Raw genomic sequence first — 23,126 nt, 5'->3', positions numbered from 1 at the left:
TCAATCTACCCTTACTGTTGTTTACTTAACGGTAAGGGTAGTTTGTTTTATAATAGATTCAAGACAAATCCTTACCTTTACCGTTGAACCAACAAATAAATCGGGTAATCGTGAAAAAAGCGGACAAGAAAAATCTTCAAGAAGAGGAAATCGCGATCTACGGGGCGAGAGAGAATAACCTCAAAAACATCAGTGTCAGTTTTCCTAGAAATAAACTTGTGGTTGTAACAGGAATCAGTGGAAGTGGTAAATCTTCATTGGCTTTTGATACGATTTATGCAGAAGGACAACGCCGTTATATGGAGAGTTTTTCTGCCTACGCTCGTTCATTTATCGGGAATATGGAACGTCCTGATGTAGATAAAATTGAAGGTTTGAGTCCTGTGATTTCTATCGAACAGAAGACAACATCACGTAACCCACGTTCTACGGTAGGTACAACTACTGAAGTATATGATTTCTTGCGTTTGCTTTTTGCACGTGCAGGTATTGCTTATTCCTATATTTCTGGTGAAGAGATGATCAAACAAACAGAAGATCAAATCATTGAAGTGATCTTTGATAAGTTTGTTAATCAAAAAATGGTGATTTTGGCTCCAGTGGTCAAAGGTCGTAAAGGTCATTACCGTGAGCTATTTGTTCAGATCAGAAAGCAAGGTTACAATAAGGTTCGTGTAGATGGAGAAATTGTAGAGATAGCTCCAAAAATGCAACTTGACCGATACAAGACACATGATGTAGAAATTGTTATCGATAGAGTTGTCGTAAAAGAGGAAGATAGATTCCGCATTGTACAATCCATCAAAACGGCTATGGTTCAAGCCAAAGGAATTATGATGGCCTACTTCCCCGATCTTCCCGAAGAAAAGCAAGTTCAACATTTCTCAAAATTCTTGATGGACCCTGTGTCAGGAATTTCATATGATGAGCCTGCGCCAAATATGTTCTCTTTCAACTCTCCGTATGGTGCTTGTCCAGAATGTAATGGTTTAGGACAAATAGAAGAATTCTCAAGAGAGTCTATTATTCCAGACCCAGAGTTGAGCATTAGTAGAGGAGCACTTGCTCCGCTAGGAGAATACAGAGATGTTTGGATTTTCAAGAAGATTGATGCCCTATTGAAGCATTATAAATTCAATATTTCAACACCGATCAAAGATTTACCTGAAGAAGTAATGCAACAACTTCTGTATGGTTCTGATGAAGAATTGTTCTTGGCATCGGTGAAATATCCGGGAACGGAATGGAATACGAAATTTGAAGGGGTAATTAATTACCTCAGAAAGCATATAGAAAGTGGTTCTGACAAAGTACGTGAGTGGGCTGAAGAGTTTACGGTAATCAGTACTTGTCCGAGCTGTAATGGAGGGAGATTAAAGAAAGAATCTCTACATTTTAAAATTGCAGATAAGAATATTGCAGAGCTCTCAGAAATGGACTTGGAGTCTCTAGGGCAGTGGTTTGAAGGCTTAGAAGACCGTCTGACTGAAAGGCAAAATGCAATTGCTACTGAGATTCTAAAAGAAATTAGAAAGCGATTAGGGTTTCTACTCAACGTTGGTTTAGGATATTTAAATTTGAATAGACCACTAAAAACTCTTTCGGGTGGGGAAGCGCAGCGTATTCGTTTGGCTACTCAGATTGGTACACAGCTCGTAGGTGTGCTTTATATTTTGGATGAGCCAAGTATCGGGCTACACCAAAGAGATAATGTGAAACTGATCAGTTCTCTTCAAGACCTTCGTGATTTAGGGAACACTGTCGTTGTTGTAGAGCATGATAAAGATATGATGCTTGAGTCGGATCACATTTTAGATATTGGTCCAGGGGCTGGTATTCACGGTGGAAAAGTAGTTGCTGAAGGTAATCCTGCCAAGTTCATTGCACAAAACTCCATGACAGCACAATTCTTAAATGGAGTCAAGGAAATAGCTGTTCCTAAAGAACGTAGAGAAGGGAATGGACATAAATTAGTTCTGAAAGGAGCTTCAGGAAATAATCTTAAAAATGTCAGTGTAGAATTCCCGCTTGGGAAAATGATTTGCGTATCGGGAGTTTCGGGAAGTGGAAAATCTACCTTGATTCATGATACGCTTTACCCAATTCTGAATCAACACTTCTATCGTTCGAAGAAAATGCCAATGAGTTATAAGTCTATTGAAGGCTTAGAACATTTAGATAAGGTCATTGAGATAGATCAAAGACCGATTGGTAGAACACCTCGTTCAAACCCTGCAACTTATACAGGGATGTTTACAGACATTCGTGCAATATTCTCAAGTCTTCCAGAATCAAAAATCAGAGGATATAAACCAGGACGTTTCTCCTTTAATGTGAAAGGTGGACGTTGCGAAGAATGTCAAGGTGGAGGAAAGAAGCTCATTGAAATGGATTTTCTTCCTGATGTATACGTGGAATGCGAAGCTTGTAAAGGAAAACGCTACAACCGTGAGACATTAGAAGTTCGTTTCAAAGGGAAGTCTATTTCAGATGTATTGGATATGACTGTTGAGCAGTCAGTCGAATTCTTCGAGAATCAGCCTAAAATCTTACGTAAAGTAAAAGCTCTAAATGATGTGGGGCTAGGCTACGTAACTCTCGGTCAGCATGCCACAACGCTTTCGGGTGGAGAAGCGCAACGTGTGAAATTGGCGACAGAACTTTCTAAAAAAGATACAGGAAATACCTTCTATATTCTTGATGAGCCAACGACGGGACTACACTTCCAAGATATTCAGCATTTGCTAGATGTATTAAATAAGCTCGTAGACAAAGGAAATACAGTCTTGATTATTGAGCATAATTTGGATGTCATAAAAGTAGCCGATCATATCATTGACCTTGGTCCTGAAGGTGGAAGTGGCGGAGGACAAATCTTGACTACAGGAACTCCAGAAAAAGTAGCTAAAAATAAGAAAAGTCACACGGCGAAATTCTTGAGAGAAGAACTGAAGTAAAGGAAAACTGTTAAGCTATTTCAATGAGCTTTAGCATTTGAGGGAAAAGTCTGTTATTACTGAAATGGATTTCGAGCAATTTTATCATACAATCATAACCAAACACAAAGAGTTGGCGAAGGCTTACATGGAAGGGTTTGCAGTTTTTAATGAACTGCAAGGAGCTTACCGAGGCAAGGCTATCAAATCTCATTTCCAATGGATTTGTGGAATGTTTGGAGGAGAGGTTGAGGTTGCGGTCGTTTACATGAAAGGTATTGTAAGCGAGTTGGGTAAAATGGAAGAAATTCATGAAGAACAAGAGCAGTTTTTAGCAGCTAATCCCGATCAGAAGAAATTGGAAGATTTGCTTGAAGAAGCTACTGAATTAGGTCTTTCAACAGATGAAATTATACTTCGTAAATCTATTTCGGAAAAGATTTATGAGCTTGAAATATTGATTTCTTCTGCCCGAGCACAACAAGTAGCAAGGCGTCAGCGAGTAAAGAAACAAACCTTAGATAATTTGTTGGGGCAGAACAAGTATTCTTCTGATGCATTGAGCCAGTATAGTGCAAGTGTGAATGAGGGAAAAGCTGTGAGCCAGCATAGACCGAACGCGAATAATATTCAGATGCCTAATGAATTAGAATTGAATAATTTTTATGATTTTCTATGTAAATTAGACATGAATGAGTCAAAGGATGCGTGGACTTTACGCACTTTTTTCTCTACCCAAAACAAAAATTTCCGTAAACATAAAGGTATTCTCGTGATGCTAATGCGGATGAATAAATGGCAGAGTTTAGATGTTAATATCCGCAGAGCTATCCAACAGAGTTTACAACGAAAAACATTTGAAGAGCTTAAAAATTTAGCCCAGAATGGATAAAGGAGAATTGGATTTCGAATTCCAGAAATTGTATCAAAAGATTGATCAAGCGCAAAATAAGATCAAGTACAAAAAGTTTAAAACTTTAGGCGCACGTACCAGAGAAAATCATTTTCAGATCAAACATGATCCAACAGATGAAGAACAACGTATAGCCGAGTATTTCAAGCGTTTGAAAGAAGGACAATAAGAAAGAGACCTACATAAATAGGTCTCTTTTTTTGTGCTTAAGAAAAAACTTAAAATTTTTTCAGTTTTCAATAGGGGTATTTTTTTCTGAAGTCTACTTAGAGACAAATAAGATTAAAAAATGAGAATTTCTAAGAGACTATATACAATCGCGTTTATCCTAGGTGTGTTTACTTTTTCTTCATGTGGGATTAAGGGAGAAGGAGAGCCAATCCAAGTAAGTTATGAGCTTTCGGGAATAGAAGGTATTGATCTGAAACTTGCTGGAGATGTTTATATCGAACAATCGGAGGTATCAGAATTCACAGTTGTCGGACAGGAAAATGTCATAGATAACGTAGAATTGATAATGAGAGATAACATTCTGAGAATTGATTTCGGTAGAAGTGTGAAGGACCATAAAGGCATACAGTTTTACATCAAGACTCAAGAAGATTTGAGACGTTTAAAAGTTTTTGGTTCGGGAAAAATCTATTCTTTAAAGACTTTGGATTCAGATAATATTGACTTAGGTGTGGATGGCTCTGGGAGAGTAAGTGTAAAAACAATAGCTCAGAATGTAAAAGCAGCAATTTCTGGCTCGGGTTCAATTGAGGTTGAAGGAACAGGCAACTTTTTAGAGAGTAACATAGCTGGTTCAGGACAAATAAGAGCTGATGAATTAGAGGTAGAAAAATGTAAAGCTTCAATTAGTGGTTCTGGTTCAGCAAATTTAAATGTAAGTACTGAACTAGAGGCGAATATTGACGGAAGTGGTAATATATATTATCGAGGCAACCCAGAGGTTACAAAGCGGGTCTCTGGTAGTGGAAATGTAATTCAAATTAGAGATTAAGTTTCCAAAATTTATGACAAACCTAATTATTGAAATTATAAACTATTAAAAACAATCAAACATGAAAAAGTTAAATCTGTTATCGATCTTATCACTCTTATTCGTAGTATTTACTGCTTGTGATGATGAAAAACATAATATTATTGGAGAAGGAGAGAAAATTGAAGTTGAGCATCCAATAGATAATATAGAAGGTGTATCTGTAGGATATGATATGAAAGTATTTATTCAGCAGTCTGAGCTTACAAGTCTTAAAATAGTAGGTCAGTCTAATATAATCGATAATTTAGACCTTGTTATTTCAGGAGATAATATTTTAAAGTTTAAGTACGATAAGAATGTTAGCAAGAGTGATGGACTTGAGATTTATATTACTAGCCCGATGATAAAAGAGTTGAGTGCTTCTGGCGCTTCAAAGATTTTTATGGTAAATCCATTTGATATAGATGAATTAGCAGTAGCAGCGAGTGGTGATGCTCATATTTCGGCAGAGAGTTTACTAGCAAATGAAGTAGAAGTGAGTCTTTCTGGTGAATCAAAATTTGATGTTGAAGTTGGAATAGCAAGTGAGTTGACGATTTCAATGTCTGGAGATAGTGAAGTAGATACAGAAGATATGGAAGTAAAAGATGTGACTGCACAACAAAGTGGAAGCAGTGTATCTAGAGTATTTGCTACTGAAACACTTACAGCAAGTCTATCGGGGTCGTCTATTGTATATTACAAGGGAGAACCAAAAATTGAGGAATCTACAACAGGTAGCTCAGCGGTTAAGAAGATAAAATAATCTACAATAGATTTAGATATAATGGAGGAGTAAGTCATTTAGTTGGCTTACTCCTTTTTTGTAACTTTCAGACTGTATCTTTTTACTAAGTAATTATGATTGACAAGAAAGTGACGGCAGGGGCTGTAGGAATCAGTCTGATTTTTATTCTTACAGGTATATTTTTTCCAGAAGAATTGTGGCAATCAACCAATCTTGCCAATCAGTTCCTCCGTTCTCATTTCGGATGGTTTTATCTTTTTGTAGGATTATTCTTTGTACTGTTTTGTGTGGTTTTAGCCATCTCAAAATATGGGCGAGTACAGCTTGGAAATTCTAAGCCTGAGTATTCTTACTTCTCGTGGATTGCCATGTTGTATAGTGCAGGAATGGGATCGGGCTTATTGCTTAGGGCTACTCAAGAGCCGAGTTATTATTATTTGAATCCTGTAGGTGGAGAAAAATTGCCACATCTTTTAGCAGTAGAAGAAGCGATGAAATATGCCTTTTTCCATTGGGGATTTACCGCCTGGGGATTTTATGCTGTTTTTGGTTTAGTCATCGCATATTTCAGATATAGCAAAAAGGACGCATTTACTACAGGAGAGATTCTAAACCTTAGATCGAAACTAGGAGAAAAACTGCCAGACATATTAACGGCTATCGCTACAATTTTTGGTGTAGTTGCAGCTCTTGGTTTGGGGAGTTCGCAATTGATGGAAGGAGTGAGACAAGTTTTCCCAGAATTAGCATCGGCTAAAACGGTTTTCATGCTTATTTCAGTAGTAGGTTTGTTGTCTTTGATTTCAGCACTTACAGGAATTAGTAAAGGGATTCAATGGCTTTCTAACCTAAATATTATTCTTTCTTTAGGTTTGATGATCTATGTGTTTATTCAGAGTAATATCTGGGCTATTGTTGTTGCTTTCGGGATTGGATTATTTGCCTACCTCAAAGAGTTTTTCATCTTGAGTATAGATACAGGTTTTTATAATGGGAATCCTTCTTTTGTAAAAGATTGGACAGTATTCTATTGGGCTTTTTGGTTGGCTTGGGCACCATTTACAGGCATCTTTATCGCACGAATATCAAAGGGTAGAACGATTAGGGAATTTGTTACAGGAGTATTGATCGTTCCAACTTTGGGAAGTTGCATTTGGTTTGCAGTCTTTGGTGGTAGTGCGTTTAATCTGATTGGTACAGGTGAAATTGCAGAACCGAATCAATTGACCGATTTATTTTCGTCTTTATTTCTATTCTTTGGTTTCTTGCCAAATGGCTTAATTCTTAAAGTAGTTACCATCATTTTATTAGGAACATACCTTATTACATCAATAGATTCTGCGACATATGTATTAAGTATGATGAGTAGTAAAGGAAATGAAGTCCCATCGAAATTACTACGTGTTTTTTGGGGGATTCTCTTTCCTCTTCTGACAATGACAATGCTTTACATCAGTGGGCAACAAGTACTTCAAACAGCTAGTAATCTTCTGATTCTATCTGCTTTTCCAATGGGTTTTATTATGTTGGGATTGTGTTGGAAATTGTGGCAGAAGATTAGATAAATGATTTTTTTGTGATGAATATTAGAAAAGAGTTTATTGTACTTTCCTTATTGCAACTGGCATTATTGAGTTGTAAAGAAGATGATCAGCTTTCAATAAAGGAGGGTGTAGTGGTTTTACCTAATGTTGTTACAACTGATTGTTCGTACCCAATTGAAAAAATAGAACTTCCTTTAGATTTGACAAAGCCCTACAATGAGCCTAAAATTGGATTGCAAGCTTATGTTGAAATGGTAAAGAAAGTTTTTAGATACCCCTATGGAAGGACAGATTATGAAGGGAAAGTTTATATAGGTTTGCAAATTGATACTTTAGGAATCGTATCAAATTATCAGGTTATCAAAGGAATTGATTCTTTGATTGATTATCGAGTGATAGAAGCAATTAAAGAAGTTAATGTAGAGTTTAGTCCTTTTATCTCAAGTACAGGCGAAAAGAAAATATCACAAATGATAATACCTGTCGATATCAACTAAAAGTAGCGTTTAGTGTGAACTTTTGGAGGGCTGCTTTACTTCTGATTCAATAAATTCATAATAGCCTTAGCCTTTAATAAACATTCCTCATATTCTTTTTCGGGAACAGCATCAATTGTGATGGCACCACCAACTTGGAAAGAAAGATATTTATTGGATGTGTTATACTGTAGACTTCGGATGACTACATTAAAGTCGAAATCTCCTTCTGGAGTGATGTAACCGACCGATCCCGAATACAAACCTCTTTTGCTTTCTTCGTATTTCTCGATTAGCTCCATGCTCATAACTTTGGGAGCGCCTGTCATACTTCCCATTGGGAATGCATTTTTTATGGCTGTTGCAAAACCATATTCTTCTCGTAATTGAGATTCTACAGTTGTAATCATTTGATGGACTTGACGGAAAGCATAAATCCCGAAAAGTTCAGCCACTTTTACTGTCCCGAAATGAGAAGAACGAGCAAGGTCGTTTCTAACAAGGTCAACGATCATCATATTCTCCGCAATTTCTTTTTCATCATTACGAAGCTGATAACGAAGCAATTTATCCTCTTCAGCGTCTTTTCCTCGTCGGATAGTCCCTTTGATAGGTTGTGTGATCAGCTTCTGTCCGATTTTACGTAAAAACCTTTCTGGAGAAGCTGAAATCAAAAATTTATCATGAACTCTTAAAAAAGATGCGAAAGGCATTGGGGAAAGAGCGTTCAATTGAAGGAAGAAATCTAAAGGATCTTCATTTACCTCTTCAGCAAAAAACTCCATGCAAAAGTTAAGTTCATAAACATCGCCTTCAACGATATGCTGTTGAACTTTCCTTACTTTTTCTAGGTATCGATCTCTATTTATTTTTTGAGTAACAGGAATCTGAAAAGCCGTATTTTTTTCCTCAAAGTTTAGTTTTTCAATTTGAGAAATAATCTCTTCATGATTTTCATCTGTGAGAAGGTCAACATGTGTATCTGAGAACCTAAACAAATGCTTTGGTTGAAAGAAATGAGCTTTAGGCATGTCAACACTATCGGGGTTATGACTTTCTAAATCTTCAACCTCATTTTTAAGATCATAGGTGAAGAAACCGAATAACCAAGATTTTTGAAGATTGTGGAATTTTTGAAGTGTCTCAAAAGTATCACCTTGCTCAAAAGAACAAGTACTTTTTACGCCTACAGCAAGGAGGTTTTCAAAAGGTTGATTAGGGTATGAAATATTGTTGTGTTCAAGGAAAGAGAAGACGTCAAAAGACATCGCCCACTGTAGTGCTTTCTTTTTGAACATATCCATATTAGATATTTCAAATGAAAGCCACTTTCCAAGATCACTTCTTACACCTACAACACCCATTTTATTATCTTTTTAGAAACTCCTAATTAAGTCTTTCTTTGCTTTAAATCAGAAGCTTAGCCTAAACTTTTTACAATAAGAAAACGCAAATTTAAATTTTTTGAGTCACAATAGGAATCCTTTTACAGATAAGTCTGAAGAACATTTAGGGCAATGCTAATTCTTTTGTTCGGAAATGTACAGCTATGTCACATTTACGGATACTAAAGTGAGACAAATTTTGATGATAATTTGATTTTATATATTGAAAATCAGTGGTTTATAATTTTGTGGCACAAGTTTGGAATCTTAGTTAATCACATAGCCAATAATTATTAAAGTATTCAGTGTCAGAAGGCTATAAAGTCAAATTATAATCGTCAGTGTCAAAATTATCTTATTTAATCACTATTATGAAAAAGTTCATTGCTACTTGCGTATCCGTATTGTTGATGTTTGTTTCACTTTCAGCTTTTGCCGAAAAAACCGAAAAGGATTGGGTGAAAACTCTTAGAAAAGAGGTCGCAGCCGCTAAAGTAAGTGACTGGAGAACCCCTGCTGAAGCTGCTCGAATTTGTATTGAGTGGAAAACAAACATGAATGAGGCTTATGTGTGGCTAGAGAATTCAATTGCAATCAAAGAAACTGCACTCAATATGGAGCTAAAAGGTGATTACCTTGCTCTGAACGGATTGTATGATATGGCTTTCGAGTATTATGAGAAGGCACTTTTGTTGCGAATTGATGAAGGGAAGAATGATTTTGCAAGTGTGCAACAAAAAATTCAGAAGTTGAATAAGGAAAGAAAAACTGTTCTGAAGCAGATGAAAAGAAGAAAAAAAGCCTAGGCTAAAAAGCATAGAAAAACAAAAAGAGGTATCCTTTTCAGAATACCTCTTTTTGTTTTTTTGAAAATTGAGAGAAGATCTATTTCATCATAGCTTTAGCTCCGTTACTTGTATAAACACCAAGTTCGCCATTGTTATCATAGATCAGGATAGCTTCCAAGTCTTTATTTTTTTCGACGAGAGCTTTAGCCTCTTCGAAGCCCATCACCATAAAAGCTGTAGCATAACTATCTGCAGACATACAATCATTTGTGATTACGGAAGCTGAAATCATATTACTTTTTGCAGGATAGCCTGTACGAGGATCAATGGTATGCCAATACTTTTTCCCGTCTTTCTCATAGAAGTTACGGTAATTCCCTGAAGTAGCTAATGCTTTATCAGAGATACGAACATAAGCAATTCCATCTTGCGCCCCTTTTGCTTCAGGATTATCAATCCCGATAAGCCAAGGTTTACCTTTTTCATTTATTCCTCCGCAAACTAATTCACCTCCGATTTCAACCATAAAGTTGTTGATACCTTCTTCTCTGAGAAGATCAGCCACAAGATCAACGGCATATCCTTTTGCAATAGCACTGAAGTCAAGTTGCATTCTTGGATCGTCTTTTTTAACCCCTTTTTTATCGAAGTGTATTTTCGAATAATTTACTAACTCTTTTAACGAGTCTACCTCAGCTTGTGTCGGAATTTTATCTTCCTCCTCAGGTCCAAATCCCCATCTATTCACCAGCGGTTGTATCGTAGGGTCAAACGCTCCTTTAGTTTCTTTATAGATTTCTTCTCCTCTTACCAATACAGGGTAGAAGAAGTTTGATGTAAAGTTGAATTCATTGCTTTTATTAAAAGTCGAAATTTCTGAATCTGGAATGTACGTCGAAAGAGATTGATTGAAAGCAACAAGTAGGTCGTCAATTGGCTCTCTAAAATCACGACTTTCTTCATCGATGTATTTGACATTATAAGGAACAACTCCCATAGTGATGCCTTTTACATAAAAATGCGTCGGTTTTTCTGGAGAAATGACGTTTCTATATAACCAAACAGCGCCTATTAGACCGAAAAGAATGAAGGAATAGATCAGATTCCTTTTACGAAGTTCTTCTTTTGAATGAGTCTGTCTTGCCATAGTTTATTACGAATTAATAGTTTTAATTTCGGACTAAAGTTAGCCAAAAAATCAGAGGATAACTGGCTCAATTGAATTATCAATTCTTAAAAAGAAACCCTGTATAATTTTAAGTGTATTATACAGGGTTTTGTTCTTTCCTTCGTTTGAATGTTTTATGTCGTTTTCCAGAAGCGAATAATCAGAACTTCAATAATCAAGAAAAGAATACTAGCGATAAGGAAGTACCTCCATAAAGGCTGAGCTTTATTTTTCTCACTAAATGTACGAGTAAAACTTTCTTGTTGGAGGTCTGAAAAGACTTGTACATTCGGTTTTGATTCAAAAATCTTCTGTAGTTCGCTAGTCGTGTAATAGTCAAGCAAAGATTCTTCTCTAGGGTAATTGAACGCGACTAGATTGTAAGTTAGGTCTGTTTCGGCTGATTTTACTTCATAAATTCCTGCAGGTAATTTTCCTTTAGGAATATCTATCGTTAAAGAATTTGCAAATATCTTTTGAGCGGGAATAAGCTCTGTTTCCCCATGTGTTAGTTTAACGACATCGTTTGGCTTTAGGTCTTTAACATCTACTTTGGCAAGTGTACCATCAAAAGAGTAAGCTAGTTTTACGGCTTTGGTTTTACTGCCAATGGCCATATTATACATTACAGGCACAAATAGCGCATGCTGATGGAAGTTTGTAAAATCATTATTTAGTGGTGAAGCAAATAGGAATAACTTGCCTTCTCCGACAGGAACTTCACTAAAAAATGGACGGTCATTTCTAAGTTTTAAAAGGTTGTTTCCTCTCAAATTCCAATAACAAACAGGCGCTGCTTGAGGCATATTCATACGAGGAGATACATCTTCAAATACATCCTTGAAAAATGGAATTTCTTCTGAAGGAGGCTGAATACCGATTTGAGCGGGTTCTCCACCTTGATTTACAGCTTTGAAATTCATTCCAAGACTAGCCGAATAAGATTTGAAATCTGCTTTTTCAGAAGGGAAGACCACAATGTTTTTACCTTTCTGAAAAGCTTTGCTAATTTCTTTTGAGAGTGTAGAATTAATGTTAGGTAGATTAGAGAGTATAATTAAGTCAGCTTCTGAAAGTGCGTTGTAGTTTACATTTTTAGTTGTATAAACGGTTAGGTTGAAGAAATCTTCATTACCATAAACGCCTTTCAAATAGCCTTGATCCGTTTCTGTAACGGCTACAATATTGATCTGAGGAGCAACTTTCACCACAAAGAAATAGTCGTTGTCAAAAGTAATCGGATAATCTTCAATACTAAGTCTACAGGCATGTTGCCCTTTCTGATTTACAGCAAAGGTCATTTCTATGGTTTGATCACTGCCTGCTTCAATACTCACATTGGAGCTCGATACCTGAACGTCACCAACAAAGAGCTTGATTTGTCGATCAACAATATCATCAGTACCGCTATTTACAACTTTAGCATGAAGAATATTATTTTCTCTTGCTTTGATGAATGGACTTTCCAACCAAACAGAATCTACAAATAAGTTAGGAGCAGGATCTGGAGAAAGAGGAATAATATAAAATTTATTTAAAGTGTCTGTTTTTAGTGCAGAAAGGTCGCCTACAGATGATTTTTGAAAATCTGAAATCCAGAAAATTTGATTTGAAGGAGCCTCAGCATAGCTTCTTAGTACATTGCTTTGCTTGTCGTAGACTTGCTGTAAACCTCTACTAATATTGCTATAGTCTAACTCCGCCAACTTATCTTTTAATCGAGTTGATTCTGTAAAATAATAGGAGTTTCCACTAAATGAGTTATCGATGAGTTGGTATAAGCCTTTGTCAGAAAAGATATTAGTGATCTGTTCTACATAATCCTTTCCAATATCCATGACAGCCTGATTGCTCAGTTCATTTTGCATGGAGAATGAGTTATCAAGGTATACACTGATATTTCTACCTAAGTTTACTTCTTGTCCATTTTCAACAGGTAAAATAGGTCTTGCAAAAGCAATGATAAGACAAGCCATAAATGCCATTCTACTGAGTAAAATCAGAATATGCTTCAATCGATTACGATTCTTTGTGACTTGTTTGACCCCTTTTAGGAAAGCTACATTGGTAAAGTAGACCTTCTTGGCACGTTGGAAGTTGAAAAGGTGAATAATAATGGGGATAGCTAACAAAGCTAAAGCATATAAGGCAGACGGGATCAGAAAACTCATAGTTATTATTGGCTTTAATTTACACTGACAGCAGTTGCAATATTAAATAACGATAAAGGAAGACAACAAAACAATTCTTCATGCAACAAACTAAGTTCGAACCTTTGAGAGCGAAATTATTTCATTTTTTCAAATGTTCTTTCATTGAAAAATACAATTCAGTTACTGAAAAACAATCTGTTGATATGAAGGGCTTTACCAAAAATAAGTATCCTTTTCTGATAAGGGTACTTCTCGTTGCTTTATTCAGTCTTTTTTCCGTAAACATTCAAGCGCAAGAAACAAAACAGGGACAAGTAGGGGTCGTTTTATACGAATTCCATGAATTTAAAGGGAAAAATGTAATACTTTCTGAAGATTGGACTGTACCAAGAATTAACCCATGGTACAATAGAATCAGTTCGATAAGTGTACCACCTGGTTGGACGGCGGTGGTTTATAAATTAGAGAATTATCAAGGAGAAAGACTGGAGATACAAGGGAATTGGAGTGCTGAAGAGGCTAACCCTGATTGGGATGACCAAATCAGTTCGGTGAAAATCTACAAGAGTAGAGGTGTTTCAAAAGCACAACTCAGTACGATTATTCTAAGTGAAGAGAAAGGAATATATGGCGGGGAAGTATATCTGAGAAACCCGAGTTCTATAGAAGCGGAAGTAATGGTTGATGTTGTTGTAGAATCATGGGGTGATGAAAAAGTACTTCGCTCTGAGAAAATCAAGCTCAATGGAGTAAGTGAACAAAAGCTCGGTAGTATGTATATAAATACGGGTACAGATTTCCGTCCGTATTACCGAAAAGTACATTATAAGATAAGAGGAGTCGAGTAATGTAAGTTTTTAAAAATATTCTAATAAATCTTAATCGGGCTTTGAAATCTGTAAAAGTCCGATTCTTTTTTTCACCTTTTTTAAGTTTCTAAATTTGGACAATGGGCGAAAAAAATCATACTTTTCGGTAATGTATTCAACGGGAAGAATAATCCTTGTTGTTTTTTTTAGGTAAACTATTCTGACAGGAATTATAAATCATAGGTACAAGTGAAGAAGTTTTTAATAGTTACGGTACTTGGTTTGATGGCTCTGTTTTCGGCTTGTCAACAACAAGGAGGTGCAGTGCAAACTGCTCAAGGGGATGTACAAAAGATCGCAATCATCAATAACGATTCTTTATCTACATATTATGCTTATGCTGAAGACCGTTTCGCGGACTTCCGTAAAAAAGTAGACAAAGGGGAGAAACAACTACAGACAAGAGCTCAAAAGCTTCAACAAGAGTTTGACCGTTTTCAAAAGAAAGCACAAGCAGGCTTAATGTCTAATAATGACATGCAAAAGAAACAACAAGAACTGTTGTTGAAAAGAGACGAATTGGCTGTAGCTCAACAATCTCAAGCACAAGGTCTAGCGACTGAAGAAGTTGAGATGAGAGAAGAAATTAGAAAAAGAGTAAAAGCATATATCGACGAGTACTGTAAAACGCAAAACTTTAGCGTAGTTCTTGGTGTAGATGCTGCTAACGCTACTCTTATTTGGTCAACGCCTAATACTGTAGATATCACTGAAGCAGTAATTGAAGGTTTGAACAAAGCTTACGAAGAAGAGCAAAAGACTGAGGCTGCTGAAGAAGCAGAGGCAGAGAAGAAGTAATCACCTATTACTTTTAGACTCTTCGACTTAGAAACTTGTTCTCTACAACTAGCCGTAGTAGGGAACAAGTTTTTTTTTGACCTAAAACTAAATACGTTCATTTTTTAACAACACTCATTTCATGGTCTTGAATTATATCTGGGTTGCATTTATTCTGATAGCATTTGCTGTAGCAACCATCAAGTTGGTTTTTTGGGGAGATACGGAGGTGTTTGGGAATATTATTGACATGACATTCGATATGTCAAAAACAGCTTTTGACCTTTCTATAGGTCTTACGGGTACTTTAGCTTTTTGGCTAGGTATTATGAATGTAGGAGAGAAAGGTGGTGCTGTAAATATTTTGGCAAAACTTGTCGATCCATTTTTCAGAAGAATTTTCCCAGCTATTCCACAAGGGCATCCAGCCATGTCATCTATGGTGATGAACTTTGCAGCCAATATGTTGGGGCTAGACAATGCCGCAACTCCTTTAGGCTTGAAAGCAATGAAGCAGATGCAAGAGCTGAACGACAAAAAAGATACAGCTTCTGACCCAATGATTATGTTCTTGACCTTAAATACATCTGGTCTTACGCTGATCCCAATTTCTGTTATGGTATACAGAGCACAGATGGGAGCTGAAAATCCAGCAGATGTATTTATCCCTATTCTTTTAGCAACCGCATTTTCAACAATAGCAGGACTTACCATAGTAGCGATCTACCAACGAATTAATTTATTCCAACCAGTAATTCTTGCCTATTTGGGTGGTTTGGTCGCTCTGATTGCTTTTACCATTATCGCATTTTCACAGATGTCGCCAGAGCAAGTAAAAGTAGTATCTCAGACTTTGAGTAGTGTAATTCTCTTCTCTATTATAACAGCTTTTGTGGGCTTGGCTTTTTATAGAAATGTCAATGTCTACGAAGCGTTTGTGGAAGGAGCAAAAGGTGCTTTCGATATCGCAATCACTATCATCCCTTACTTAGTCGCAATTTTGGTAGCTATCGGAATTTTTAGAGCATCTGGTTCAATGGACTTAATCATGGATGCGGTAAAAAGAGCTGTAGAGTTTATTGGTTTCGATCCTAAATTTGTAGATACAATACCTGTGGCTATGATGAAACCATTAAGTGGTTCTGGAGCAAGAGGATTGATGGTAGATATCATGGAGTCTTATGGTGCAGATTCTTTCCAAGGACGTTTAGCATCTACAATGCAAGGCGCTACAGATACAACAATGTACATCATTGCGGTTTACTTTGGATCTGTAGGAATTAAGAAAACAAGATATGCAGTAACTTGTGGCTTATGGGCTGATTTTGTGGGGGTAATCGCTGCCATTCTAATTTCTTATCTATTTTTCGAATGGTTAGCGTAAAAAATTAGAAAAAAATTAGAGAATATTTTGATTTCGTTTAGGATATAGTTTATTTTCAAGAAAATTAGAATATTTCCTATTTGTAATTCCTTATTTTTCTTTTGTTATGGAAAATCTTGCTACAGCAAATCGCTTTTCTGTCCGTTTGAGAGAATTTCTCTTTAACCAGAAATTGACGAACAGAGAGTTAGAACTTCAGATGGGGCTCTCTAACGGGATGATTGGAAAAATCATCAAGGGGCAGTCATCAATCAGTATTGCCCGATTAGAGAAACTCTTTGTAGCATACCCTGATCTCAATCCGAATTGGCTATTCATTGGGAAAGGGAAAATGTTCTTTTCAGAAGAAGAAGATGAGAAAAAGCGTATTAATTATTCTAATGCAATTCCTCATTTTGACATAGAGGCTACAGCAGGAGATACATTGGTATTTGAAGAAAATGCCGAAATGGTAAAAGATTTCTTCTACCTACCAAATTATTCTGATTGCGATTTTGCTGTAAATGTTTGGGGAGATTCAATGTTCCCACGTTTAAAAAGTGGTGATATTGTACTTTGTAAAAAACTGAGCGATACAGGTTTTATTGATTACGGCGAAATGTACCTAGTTGTAACCAATGAGCAAAGACTTCTGAAATATATCCGTAAAGCCGAAGATGATACGTGTTTCAGATTGGTATCTGAAAATGAACATTACGATGATATCGAAGTTCAGAAAGATCAAGTACTAGGAGTTTACGCAGTAAAAGGACGTATCGAACGTATTTCATTCTGATATTAAATATTCATTCTTATATTAAACGCCTATTCAAAAAGTAGGCGTTTTTTTATTGACTATGAACAAACAACTTAATCTACTCGAGTATGCATTATTGTCTTTGGGGAGACATTGGAAGAAGCAACTCGCTATCATATTGGTCTATACGATTGTGGTCGGATTTTTTGCCTCAGTTGTGTTTTTTACTACTTCTTTAAAGGAAGAAACACAAGTGGTGTTGGAAGATATTCCTGAGTTATGGGTTCAAAAATTGGCAGGGGGAAGACTACAGTTAGTCAACCAAAATTGGGTAGATTCTTTGCAAGATATTAGAGGAGTGAAATCTGTAGTTCCTAGAATTTGGGGCTATAATTTTGATACATCTTCTGGAGCGGTATTCACTATTTTAGGACATGAAAAGTTACCTAATCATCTACAAATGTTGGAAACAATTCATGATGGTGATCTTGGTGTAGAAATGGCACTTTGTGGTACAGGTCTTTTAGAAGGAAGAGGTTTACAAATTGGAGACTATTTCCGACTTCAAGATAGTGAAGGGCATTTGCAACGTTTTCAGATTGTGGGAACATTCAGTGCCAATACCGATTTATTGACCAAAGATTTAATCATTCTTCATCCCGACGCCGCTCGAAATGTATTGGGAATGGAGCAAAACCAGTTCACAGATATAAGCCTGGAAATTTATAATGTAGATGAAGTTGAGAATATCGGAAAGAAAATAGATCAACGTTTTGGAGGAATTCGGGTAGTGACTTCAGATCAGTTGAGGGCTACTTTTGAAACGCTTTTCGGTTGGAGAGGAGGAATTTTCATTTACGGTTCTATTATTTCTATTCTCGCATTCTTGATTCTTGCTTGGGATAAAGCTTCTGGCTTGAGTAATGAGGAGAAGAAAGAATTGGGAATACTAAAAGGAATTGGTTGGGAAATTTCAGATGTACTTTGGATGAAGCTTTGGGAAAGTGCCATCATTTCTCTTTCGGCAACCCTAACGGGAATTATCTTGGCTTACGTTCATATTTTTATTTTTGAAGCGCCTTTGTTAAAACCATTCCTAATTGGTTGGTCAGTATTGTATCCATCATATAATCTTTTCCCTGTTATCAACTTGTCAGATGTACTCATGATTCTTGCTTTGGCAGTGGTACCTTATATCACAGCTACAATTATTCCTGCTTGGTACGGTGCGATTACTGAACCTTCAGAAGCCATGCGTTCTTAAATAGTTAAAAGAGGTTGTGGGTGAAGTTGGATTGCAATGGATATAAACTTTGAAGATATAAATTATCTGAAGGCAGGGAATGAAAAACAAAAAGCAGTTTTCAATCTGTTGATCGATAATGATATTCTAGGAAAACTGAAAAAGTATCAACCCATTTTGGTAGGAACAATACCTATAAATATTGATATAGAAAGCAGTGACTTAGATATCATCTGTTGCTTTTCGGATAAAGATAGTTTTAGGAAAGAGATTGAAGGACTTTTTGGTGATTTACCGACATTTCAAATTTGGGAAAATCATAAGTTATCAACTTTAGCTGTCGTGTCGAGTTTTGAAATTGCTGGTTTCGAAATCGAAATTTTTGGACAGAAGAATCCCACCAAACAACAGAATGCCTATAGACATATGATTGTGGAGGCTAAATTGATTGAAGAAAAAGGTGAAGAATTTCGGAAGAAAATTATAGAATTGAAAAAACAAGGGTATAAAACAGAACCTGCCTTTGCCAAAGAATTAGGTTTAGAGGGAAATCCTTATGAGGCACTTTTACAGTTTGAAGATTAGAGGATAAAATAGAATACTGAAGTTCTACTTTATCTTGATTCGATTAGGATTATCTTTCAAGAATGCCTCCCAACTTTTAGCCTTACTTAAATTGACACCATTATTATAGAAATGACAGATAGCAACACCAAGGGCATCAGTCGCATCAAGCATTTCTTTTTCTCTTAGTTTAAAACCAAGAATATTTTCCAGCATTCGAGCTACTTGTTCTTTAGAGGCAAGTCCACTTCCCGTAACTGCTTGTTTTACCTTTTTGGGTGCATATTCAGTGATTGGAATCCCTTTGTTTAGGGCTGCTGACATGGCAACACCTTGTGCTCTGCCAAGTTTGAGCATAGATTGAACGTTTTGTCCGAAAAATGGAGCTTCTAAAGCAACTTCATCGGGTTCAAATTCTTCAATAATGGAAGCTACTCTTTTATAGATTTTCTGAAGTTTGGTATAGTGATCGCCATATTTCTGAAGGTGAATAACGCCGTATTGTAAAAGTTTGGGTTTGTTTTTCTGAATAAGAATAACGCCATAACCCATTACGTTTGTACCGGGGTCTATTCCTAGTATGATCCTATCTTTCTTTACCTCCTTCATAATTTCAAAGGTCGTAAAAATATTTTTTAGAATATGTCCTCCTAAAGAAACATAGTAAGTTTATAACTGATTTCTTATTATTTTCTAGAATTACATATAAACGAGAACACTGATGAAAAAAGAATTTGATGTGGTCGGTGCTGTTATAAAAGATAAAAGCGGTAAGATCTTTTGTGCCTTAAGATCTGAAAATATGACATTACCCAATTTGTGGGAATTTCCTGGAGGTAAAATAGAGAAAGGTGAACAGGCAGAGGAAAGTCTAGTCAGAGAAATTTGGGAGGAATTAGGGTGTAGAGTAAAAGTGAAAAATCATATCTGTTCCAATACCCATGAGTATGAAATGGTCATTGTGCATTTCAGTACTTTTGAAGTTGAAATTTTAGAAGGACAACCTGTATTACATGAACATGCAAGTTCTATTTGGTTGGCACCCCAAAATCTTAAAAGTTTAGTTTGGGCAGAAGCAGATATTCCTACTGTAGAATTATTAATGAGGGAAACTAAAAAATAAAAATCTCCTTATCGATGAAAGATAAGGAGACTCAAATGTGGTTATTGTCTTAGTTTTCTCGGTGCAAAACCAATAGGGAGTTGCCACTTTTGTCTTACTCGTTCTCCTTTATGAACGGCAGGGCGCCAATTCCCCATTTTTTTAATTGCTTTGATAGATGCTTTATCACAACCATAACCTAAGCCTTTTACAACTTCGATATTTGATAAAGTACCATCTTTTTCCACAATAAACCTGACCAATACTTTTCCCGATACATTATTCTTTTCAGCTTGTTTAGGGTATTTCACTTCATCATAAAGTTGATTGAGAAAATACCCCATTCCTCCAAGTGGTGCAGCAGGGTCGCTTGTACTAAGGTCGTATACTTGATCACTTTTACTTTCAGGGAAATGTTCTACATAATAAAGGATAGTTTTTTCACTAGTGGATTTAATATTCGGATTAACTTTTACTTGAGCATTGCTCAGAAAAGAAGTGAATACCAATATCAAAAAAGTAAAAATCTTAAATGATTTCTTATTCATAGCCTTTTGGTTTCGTTAATGCATTAAACCAAAAATAAGAATAATTCAGTTTATCTGAAGTGGAAGCTACTTATATGTTCTGTCTTCATAATTAATGAAACTTAATAGTTTCGACATTATACTTTGTGATTACGTTAGGCAATCAGATTTGAATTTGGAAGGAATGAAAACAAACATACTTTATTATAGAGTGTTATTTTTATAACACATTTCAAAAAGTTTTAAAAAAATCACGGTTTTACTGCTTATAATTTTAAAATAATACTCTATTTTTACTTTGTTTTTGAGAATATGATAATTTAATCGTCGAATAAAATGAAACTAGCATTAGTTGGCGCAACAGGATTAGTAGGTGAGCAAATGCTCAGAGTTATCCAAGAAAGAAATTTTCAGTTTGATGAGTTACTGCTTGTAGCTTCAGAAAGATCGGCTGGAAAAAAAGTAGAATTCCAAGGAAAAGAATATACGATTATTACAATCCCACAAGCAATTGAGGAAAAACCAGATGTAGCTATTTTCTCTGCAGGAGGAGGTACATCATTAGAGTTTGCTCCTAAATTTGCTGAAGTAGGAACTACAGTAATTGATAATTCTTCAGCATGGAGAATGGATCCTACCAAAAAGCTGATTGTACCAGAAGTAAATGCTACTGAGTTAACAAAAGACGATAAGGTTATTGCAAACCCTAACTGTTCTACTATTCAGATGGTGGTAGCATTAAAGCCACTTCATGACCGTTATAAGATTAAGCGTGTTGTGGTATCTACTTATCAGTCAGTAACAGGTTCAGGTAAAAAAGCAGTAGATCAGTTAATGGATGAGCGTAAAGGCGTAGAAGGAGAAAAAGCTTATCCTCACCAAATTGATCTTAACGTATTACCTCATATTGATGTATTCATGGATAATGGATATACGAAAGAGGAAATGAAGATGATCAATGAGACGAAGAAAATTCTAAGTGACGATACTATTCAAGTAACAGCTACTACCGTACGTATCCCTACAATTGGTGGTCACTCAGAATCTGTAAACGTTGAGTTTGAAGAGGATTTCGATCTTCAAGAAGTGAGAAGTATTTTAGAAAGTGCAGATGGAATCATTGTGCAAGATGACGTTGCAAATAATGTTTATCCTATGCCATTGACCGCGCATAATAAAGATGAAACTTTTGTTGGTCGTCTAAGAAGAGATGAGTCTCAAGCAAATACTTTGAATATGTGGATTGTGGCAGACAACCTTAGAAAAGGAGCTGCAACCAATACTGTTCAAATCGCAGAATACCTTGTGAAAAATGAGTTAATCTAAGTTTTATAGATTAATCGAAAAATATAAAAAGGGATTCCATTTTTGGAATCCCTTTTCTTTTGCCCCTAAAAAAGTATTATGATTTTAATTTCTTAGAAAGGTAAAGTTTAGGACAATTGTCAGCTTTAATTCTCAGCTTACCCGATTTAGTTGGCATATGTCTATTAACCTTTACACTATTTTTCACCGCTAAATAATCATATTCCCCTTGTTTCATCGGAAGGTATAACCAATCACCTTCAGAAGGAACACATGAATTTGGTTGGTCAGCAGTGTGCTTGTCCAAATACCCAACAAGTTGGTATTCTTCAGCAGTACTTTCTTTCAAGAAAATAAAATAGCCATGGTTCTTATTTACGCCAGACCAATCAGTCCATGCCATCCAATGGCCATCAAAGTGTGGGCTTTTGTTACTCTCCTCAACTGTACTCTTAATAAAATATGCAGAGAATTTGTGATGAGGAATTACTTCAGCCATGTTATCCGTCTCTTCGTAGACCAAATCATAGAATGTCCCTTTCCCATGGTGAACTCTATTATTTGATTGGACCTTCAAGATGTAGTTAGCATCTTTAGAATACACTTGAGAAATAAACCCATCATGTAGTAAGGCAAAGCCCTCAATTAAATTTTCTTCTTTTTTGTCTTCTACAAAATAGATTTTATACCAACCGTCATCCATCCTCTTTTTGAAGTCATCATGAGTTTTCATGTAGTTTTCGACTTCTTGAATAGAATTGAACTCTTGTGCAGAAAGAGAAAGTGATTGTAGTAGTAGCAAAATTAAAGATGAAACAAATACAAATTTCATTGTTAATATAGTTAGTGTACGGTAATATGTTTTTTTCGAATTTACGAAACTCGAAGTATAAAAAAAGTGCAGTGAAGATTCTATGTGTAACTTTTCTAATACAAAATCAGTGTGTTAAATGTTATGAGTGAAATTTTATTCATTTAATGTTTGCACAGTCCAAATAAAACCCTCACTTTTGCACCCGCTTCAAACGAGAAGCACGCTTGGGAAACAAGGTTCAAACACAAGTTTGCTAAAGAAATAAGAGAAAGCTTAAGTCTTTAAATACTGAAAATGAAGTCAGTTCACTTTATTTAAATCGCTTAACAAAATTAGATTTGGAAAGATCAAATTAAATCTCTTATCTTTGCAGCCGTCTTCAGTGAAAACGTTCACTGAAAAGACGTAAAACAATGTCATGCGTAAAGGTTTTGAAGAAATGCTTCTCAAAACACTCCAAAAAAAAAACTTGAAAAAAGTTTTGGAGTTGAAAAGAAAAAGTTCTTACCTTTGCATCCGTCTTCTGAGGAAAACGACTCAGAAAACGAAATAAATAGAGGCTGAAGAAGTCAGTTTTTACATTGAGATTGAGAGTTTTAAATGCTTTAAAATTCTGATAGAAAGTCTCAAAAGTTCTTTGAAAGAATAGTTATGTAGTAATCAGGTAAGT

22 protein-coding genes are annotated in these 23,126 nt (G+C 35.9%); 16 read left to right on the top strand and 6 right to left on the bottom strand.

What is annotated here, in order from left to right:
- The first annotated feature begins 110 nt into the window (after window positions 1-110).
- The 7 genes from uvrA to BC781_RS24135 all read left to right on the top strand — a co-directional run bounded on the left by uvrA (window position 111) and on the right by BC781_RS24135 (window position 7,662).
- Window positions 111-2,957, top strand: coding sequence for an excinuclease ABC subunit UvrA (uvrA, locus tag BC781_RS24165; RefSeq protein WP_245935659.1), 2,847 nt, complete (start codon window positions 111-113; stop codon window positions 2,955-2,957).
- Between the two features lie 64 nt (window positions 2,958-3,021).
- Entirely contained in the window at window positions 3,022-3,828 is an 807-nt protein-coding gene (locus tag BC781_RS24160) for a hypothetical protein (RefSeq protein ID WP_109622898.1), read from the top strand.
- Window positions 3,821-4,018: a hypothetical protein gene (locus BC781_RS24155; protein WP_109622896.1), complete on the top strand. Its 198-nt coding sequence runs from the start codon at window positions 3,821-3,823 to the stop codon at window positions 4,016-4,018. The genes BC781_RS24160 and BC781_RS24155 overlap by 8 nt, the downstream gene beginning before the upstream one ends.
- 120 nt (window positions 4,019-4,138) lie before the next feature.
- Window positions 4,139-4,852 carry a head GIN domain-containing protein gene (locus BC781_RS24150; RefSeq protein WP_109622894.1) on the top strand — a complete coding sequence of 238 codons (714 nt, stop codon included), beginning with the start codon at window positions 4,139-4,141 and terminating at the stop codon, window positions 4,850-4,852.
- Between the two features lie 61 nt (window positions 4,853-4,913).
- Window positions 4,914-5,639 carry a head GIN domain-containing protein gene (locus BC781_RS24145; protein ID WP_109622892.1) on the top strand — a complete coding sequence of 242 codons (726 nt, stop codon included), beginning with the start codon at window positions 4,914-4,916 and terminating at the stop codon, window positions 5,637-5,639.
- A 95-nt stretch (window positions 5,640-5,734) separates the two neighbouring features.
- Window positions 5,735-7,186, top strand: coding sequence for a BCCT family transporter (locus tag BC781_RS24140; protein WP_109622890.1), 1,452 nt, complete (start codon window positions 5,735-5,737; stop codon window positions 7,184-7,186).
- Window positions 7,187-7,200: 14 nt separating this feature from the next.
- Window positions 7,201-7,662, top strand: a complete 462-nt coding sequence (locus tag BC781_RS24135) for a hypothetical protein (RefSeq protein WP_109622888.1) — start codon at window positions 7,201-7,203, stop codon at window positions 7,660-7,662.
- A 35-nt stretch (window positions 7,663-7,697) separates the two neighbouring features.
- On the opposite strand, the gene BC781_RS24130 is transcribed toward BC781_RS24135, so the two are convergent.
- Window positions 7,698-9,005 (bottom strand): anthranilate synthase component I family protein, encoded by a 1,308-nt coding sequence (locus BC781_RS24130; protein WP_245935658.1) that lies wholly within the window; start codon window positions 9,003-9,005, stop codon window positions 7,698-7,700.
- Window positions 9,006-9,397: 392 nt separating this feature from the next.
- Between BC781_RS24130 and BC781_RS24125 the strand changes: the two genes are divergently transcribed.
- Complete coding sequence (locus BC781_RS24125; protein WP_146201772.1) at window positions 9,398-9,832, top strand: hypothetical protein; 435 nt, start codon at window positions 9,398-9,400, stop codon at window positions 9,830-9,832.
- Between the two features lie 79 nt (window positions 9,833-9,911).
- Here the strand turns inward: BC781_RS24125 and BC781_RS24120 are convergent, their stop codons facing one another.
- Together BC781_RS24120 and BC781_RS24115 are read right to left on the bottom strand one after the other, a co-directional pair.
- Window positions 9,912-10,961, bottom strand: coding sequence for an FAD:protein FMN transferase (locus BC781_RS24120; protein WP_109622884.1), 1,050 nt, complete (start codon window positions 10,959-10,961; stop codon window positions 9,912-9,914).
- 155 nt (window positions 10,962-11,116) lie between these two features.
- Window positions 11,117-13,153, bottom strand: a complete 2,037-nt coding sequence (locus BC781_RS24115) for a BatA domain-containing protein (RefSeq protein WP_109622882.1) — start codon at window positions 13,151-13,153, stop codon at window positions 11,117-11,119.
- Window positions 13,154-13,233: 80 nt separating this feature from the next.
- Between BC781_RS24115 and BC781_RS24110 the strand changes: the two genes are divergently transcribed.
- From BC781_RS24110 to BC781_RS24085, 6 genes are all read left to right on the top strand, one after another.
- Entirely contained in the window at window positions 13,234-13,983 is a 750-nt protein-coding gene (locus tag BC781_RS24110) for a beta/gamma crystallin-related protein (protein ID WP_109622880.1), read from the top strand.
- Window positions 13,984-14,193: 210 nt separating this feature from the next.
- Entirely contained in the window at window positions 14,194-14,802 is a 609-nt protein-coding gene (locus tag BC781_RS24105) for an OmpH family outer membrane protein (protein ID WP_109622878.1), read from the top strand.
- A 121-nt stretch (window positions 14,803-14,923) separates the two neighbouring features.
- The gene (locus tag BC781_RS24100) at window positions 14,924-16,165 is read left to right on the top strand and encodes a nucleoside recognition domain-containing protein (protein WP_109622876.1); all 1,242 of its coding nucleotides are present in this window, start codon (window positions 14,924-14,926) and stop codon (window positions 16,163-16,165) included.
- A gap of 106 nt (window positions 16,166-16,271) precedes the next feature.
- Window positions 16,272-16,940, top strand: coding sequence for an XRE family transcriptional regulator (locus BC781_RS24095; protein WP_109622874.1), 669 nt, complete (start codon window positions 16,272-16,274; stop codon window positions 16,938-16,940).
- 61 nt (window positions 16,941-17,001) lie between these two features.
- A complete protein-coding gene (locus BC781_RS24090) occupies window positions 17,002-18,165 on the top strand; it encodes an ABC transporter permease (RefSeq protein ID WP_109622872.1) in 1,164 nt (387 codons plus the stop codon).
- Window positions 18,166-18,201: 36 nt separating this feature from the next.
- A complete protein-coding gene (locus tag BC781_RS24085; protein ID WP_109622870.1) occupies window positions 18,202-18,729 on the top strand; it encodes a DUF4269 domain-containing protein in 528 nt (175 codons plus the stop codon).
- Between the two features lie 24 nt (window positions 18,730-18,753).
- Here BC781_RS24085 and ruvC read toward each other — a convergent pair whose 3' ends face one another.
- On the bottom strand, window positions 18,754-19,317 hold the full coding sequence (gene ruvC / locus BC781_RS24080; protein WP_109622868.1) for a crossover junction endodeoxyribonuclease RuvC: 564 nt from the start codon (window positions 19,315-19,317) through the stop codon (window positions 18,754-18,756).
- Window positions 19,318-19,429: 112 nt separating this feature from the next.
- On the opposite strand from ruvC, the gene BC781_RS24075 reads away from it, so the two are divergent.
- Complete coding sequence (locus BC781_RS24075) at window positions 19,430-19,831, top strand: (deoxy)nucleoside triphosphate pyrophosphohydrolase (RefSeq protein ID WP_109622866.1); 402 nt, start codon at window positions 19,430-19,432, stop codon at window positions 19,829-19,831.
- Between the two features lie 41 nt (window positions 19,832-19,872).
- Here BC781_RS24075 and BC781_RS24070 read toward each other — a convergent pair whose 3' ends face one another.
- Entirely contained in the window at window positions 19,873-20,358 is a 486-nt protein-coding gene (locus BC781_RS24070; RefSeq protein WP_109622864.1) for an energy transducer TonB, read from the bottom strand.
- A gap of 315 nt (window positions 20,359-20,673) precedes the next feature.
- On the opposite strand from BC781_RS24070, the gene BC781_RS24065 reads away from it, so the two are divergent.
- Entirely contained in the window at window positions 20,674-21,663 is a 990-nt protein-coding gene (locus BC781_RS24065) for an aspartate-semialdehyde dehydrogenase (RefSeq protein WP_109622862.1), read from the top strand.
- A 76-nt stretch (window positions 21,664-21,739) separates the two neighbouring features.
- Here the strand turns inward: BC781_RS24065 and BC781_RS24060 are convergent, their stop codons facing one another.
- Window positions 21,740-22,474 carry a hypothetical protein gene (locus tag BC781_RS24060; protein WP_109622860.1) on the bottom strand — a complete coding sequence of 245 codons (735 nt, stop codon included), beginning with the start codon at window positions 22,472-22,474 and terminating at the stop codon, window positions 21,740-21,742.
- Window positions 22,475-23,126 lie beyond the last annotated feature (652 nt).

Origin of the sequence: Sediminitomix flava, assembly GCF_003149185.1 — a bacterium.
Taxonomy (GTDB): domain Bacteria; phylum Bacteroidota; class Bacteroidia; order Cytophagales; family Flammeovirgaceae; genus Sediminitomix; species Sediminitomix flava.
Note: the sequence above shows the minus strand (reverse complement) of the source record. Positions and strands in the feature narration are given on the sequence as shown.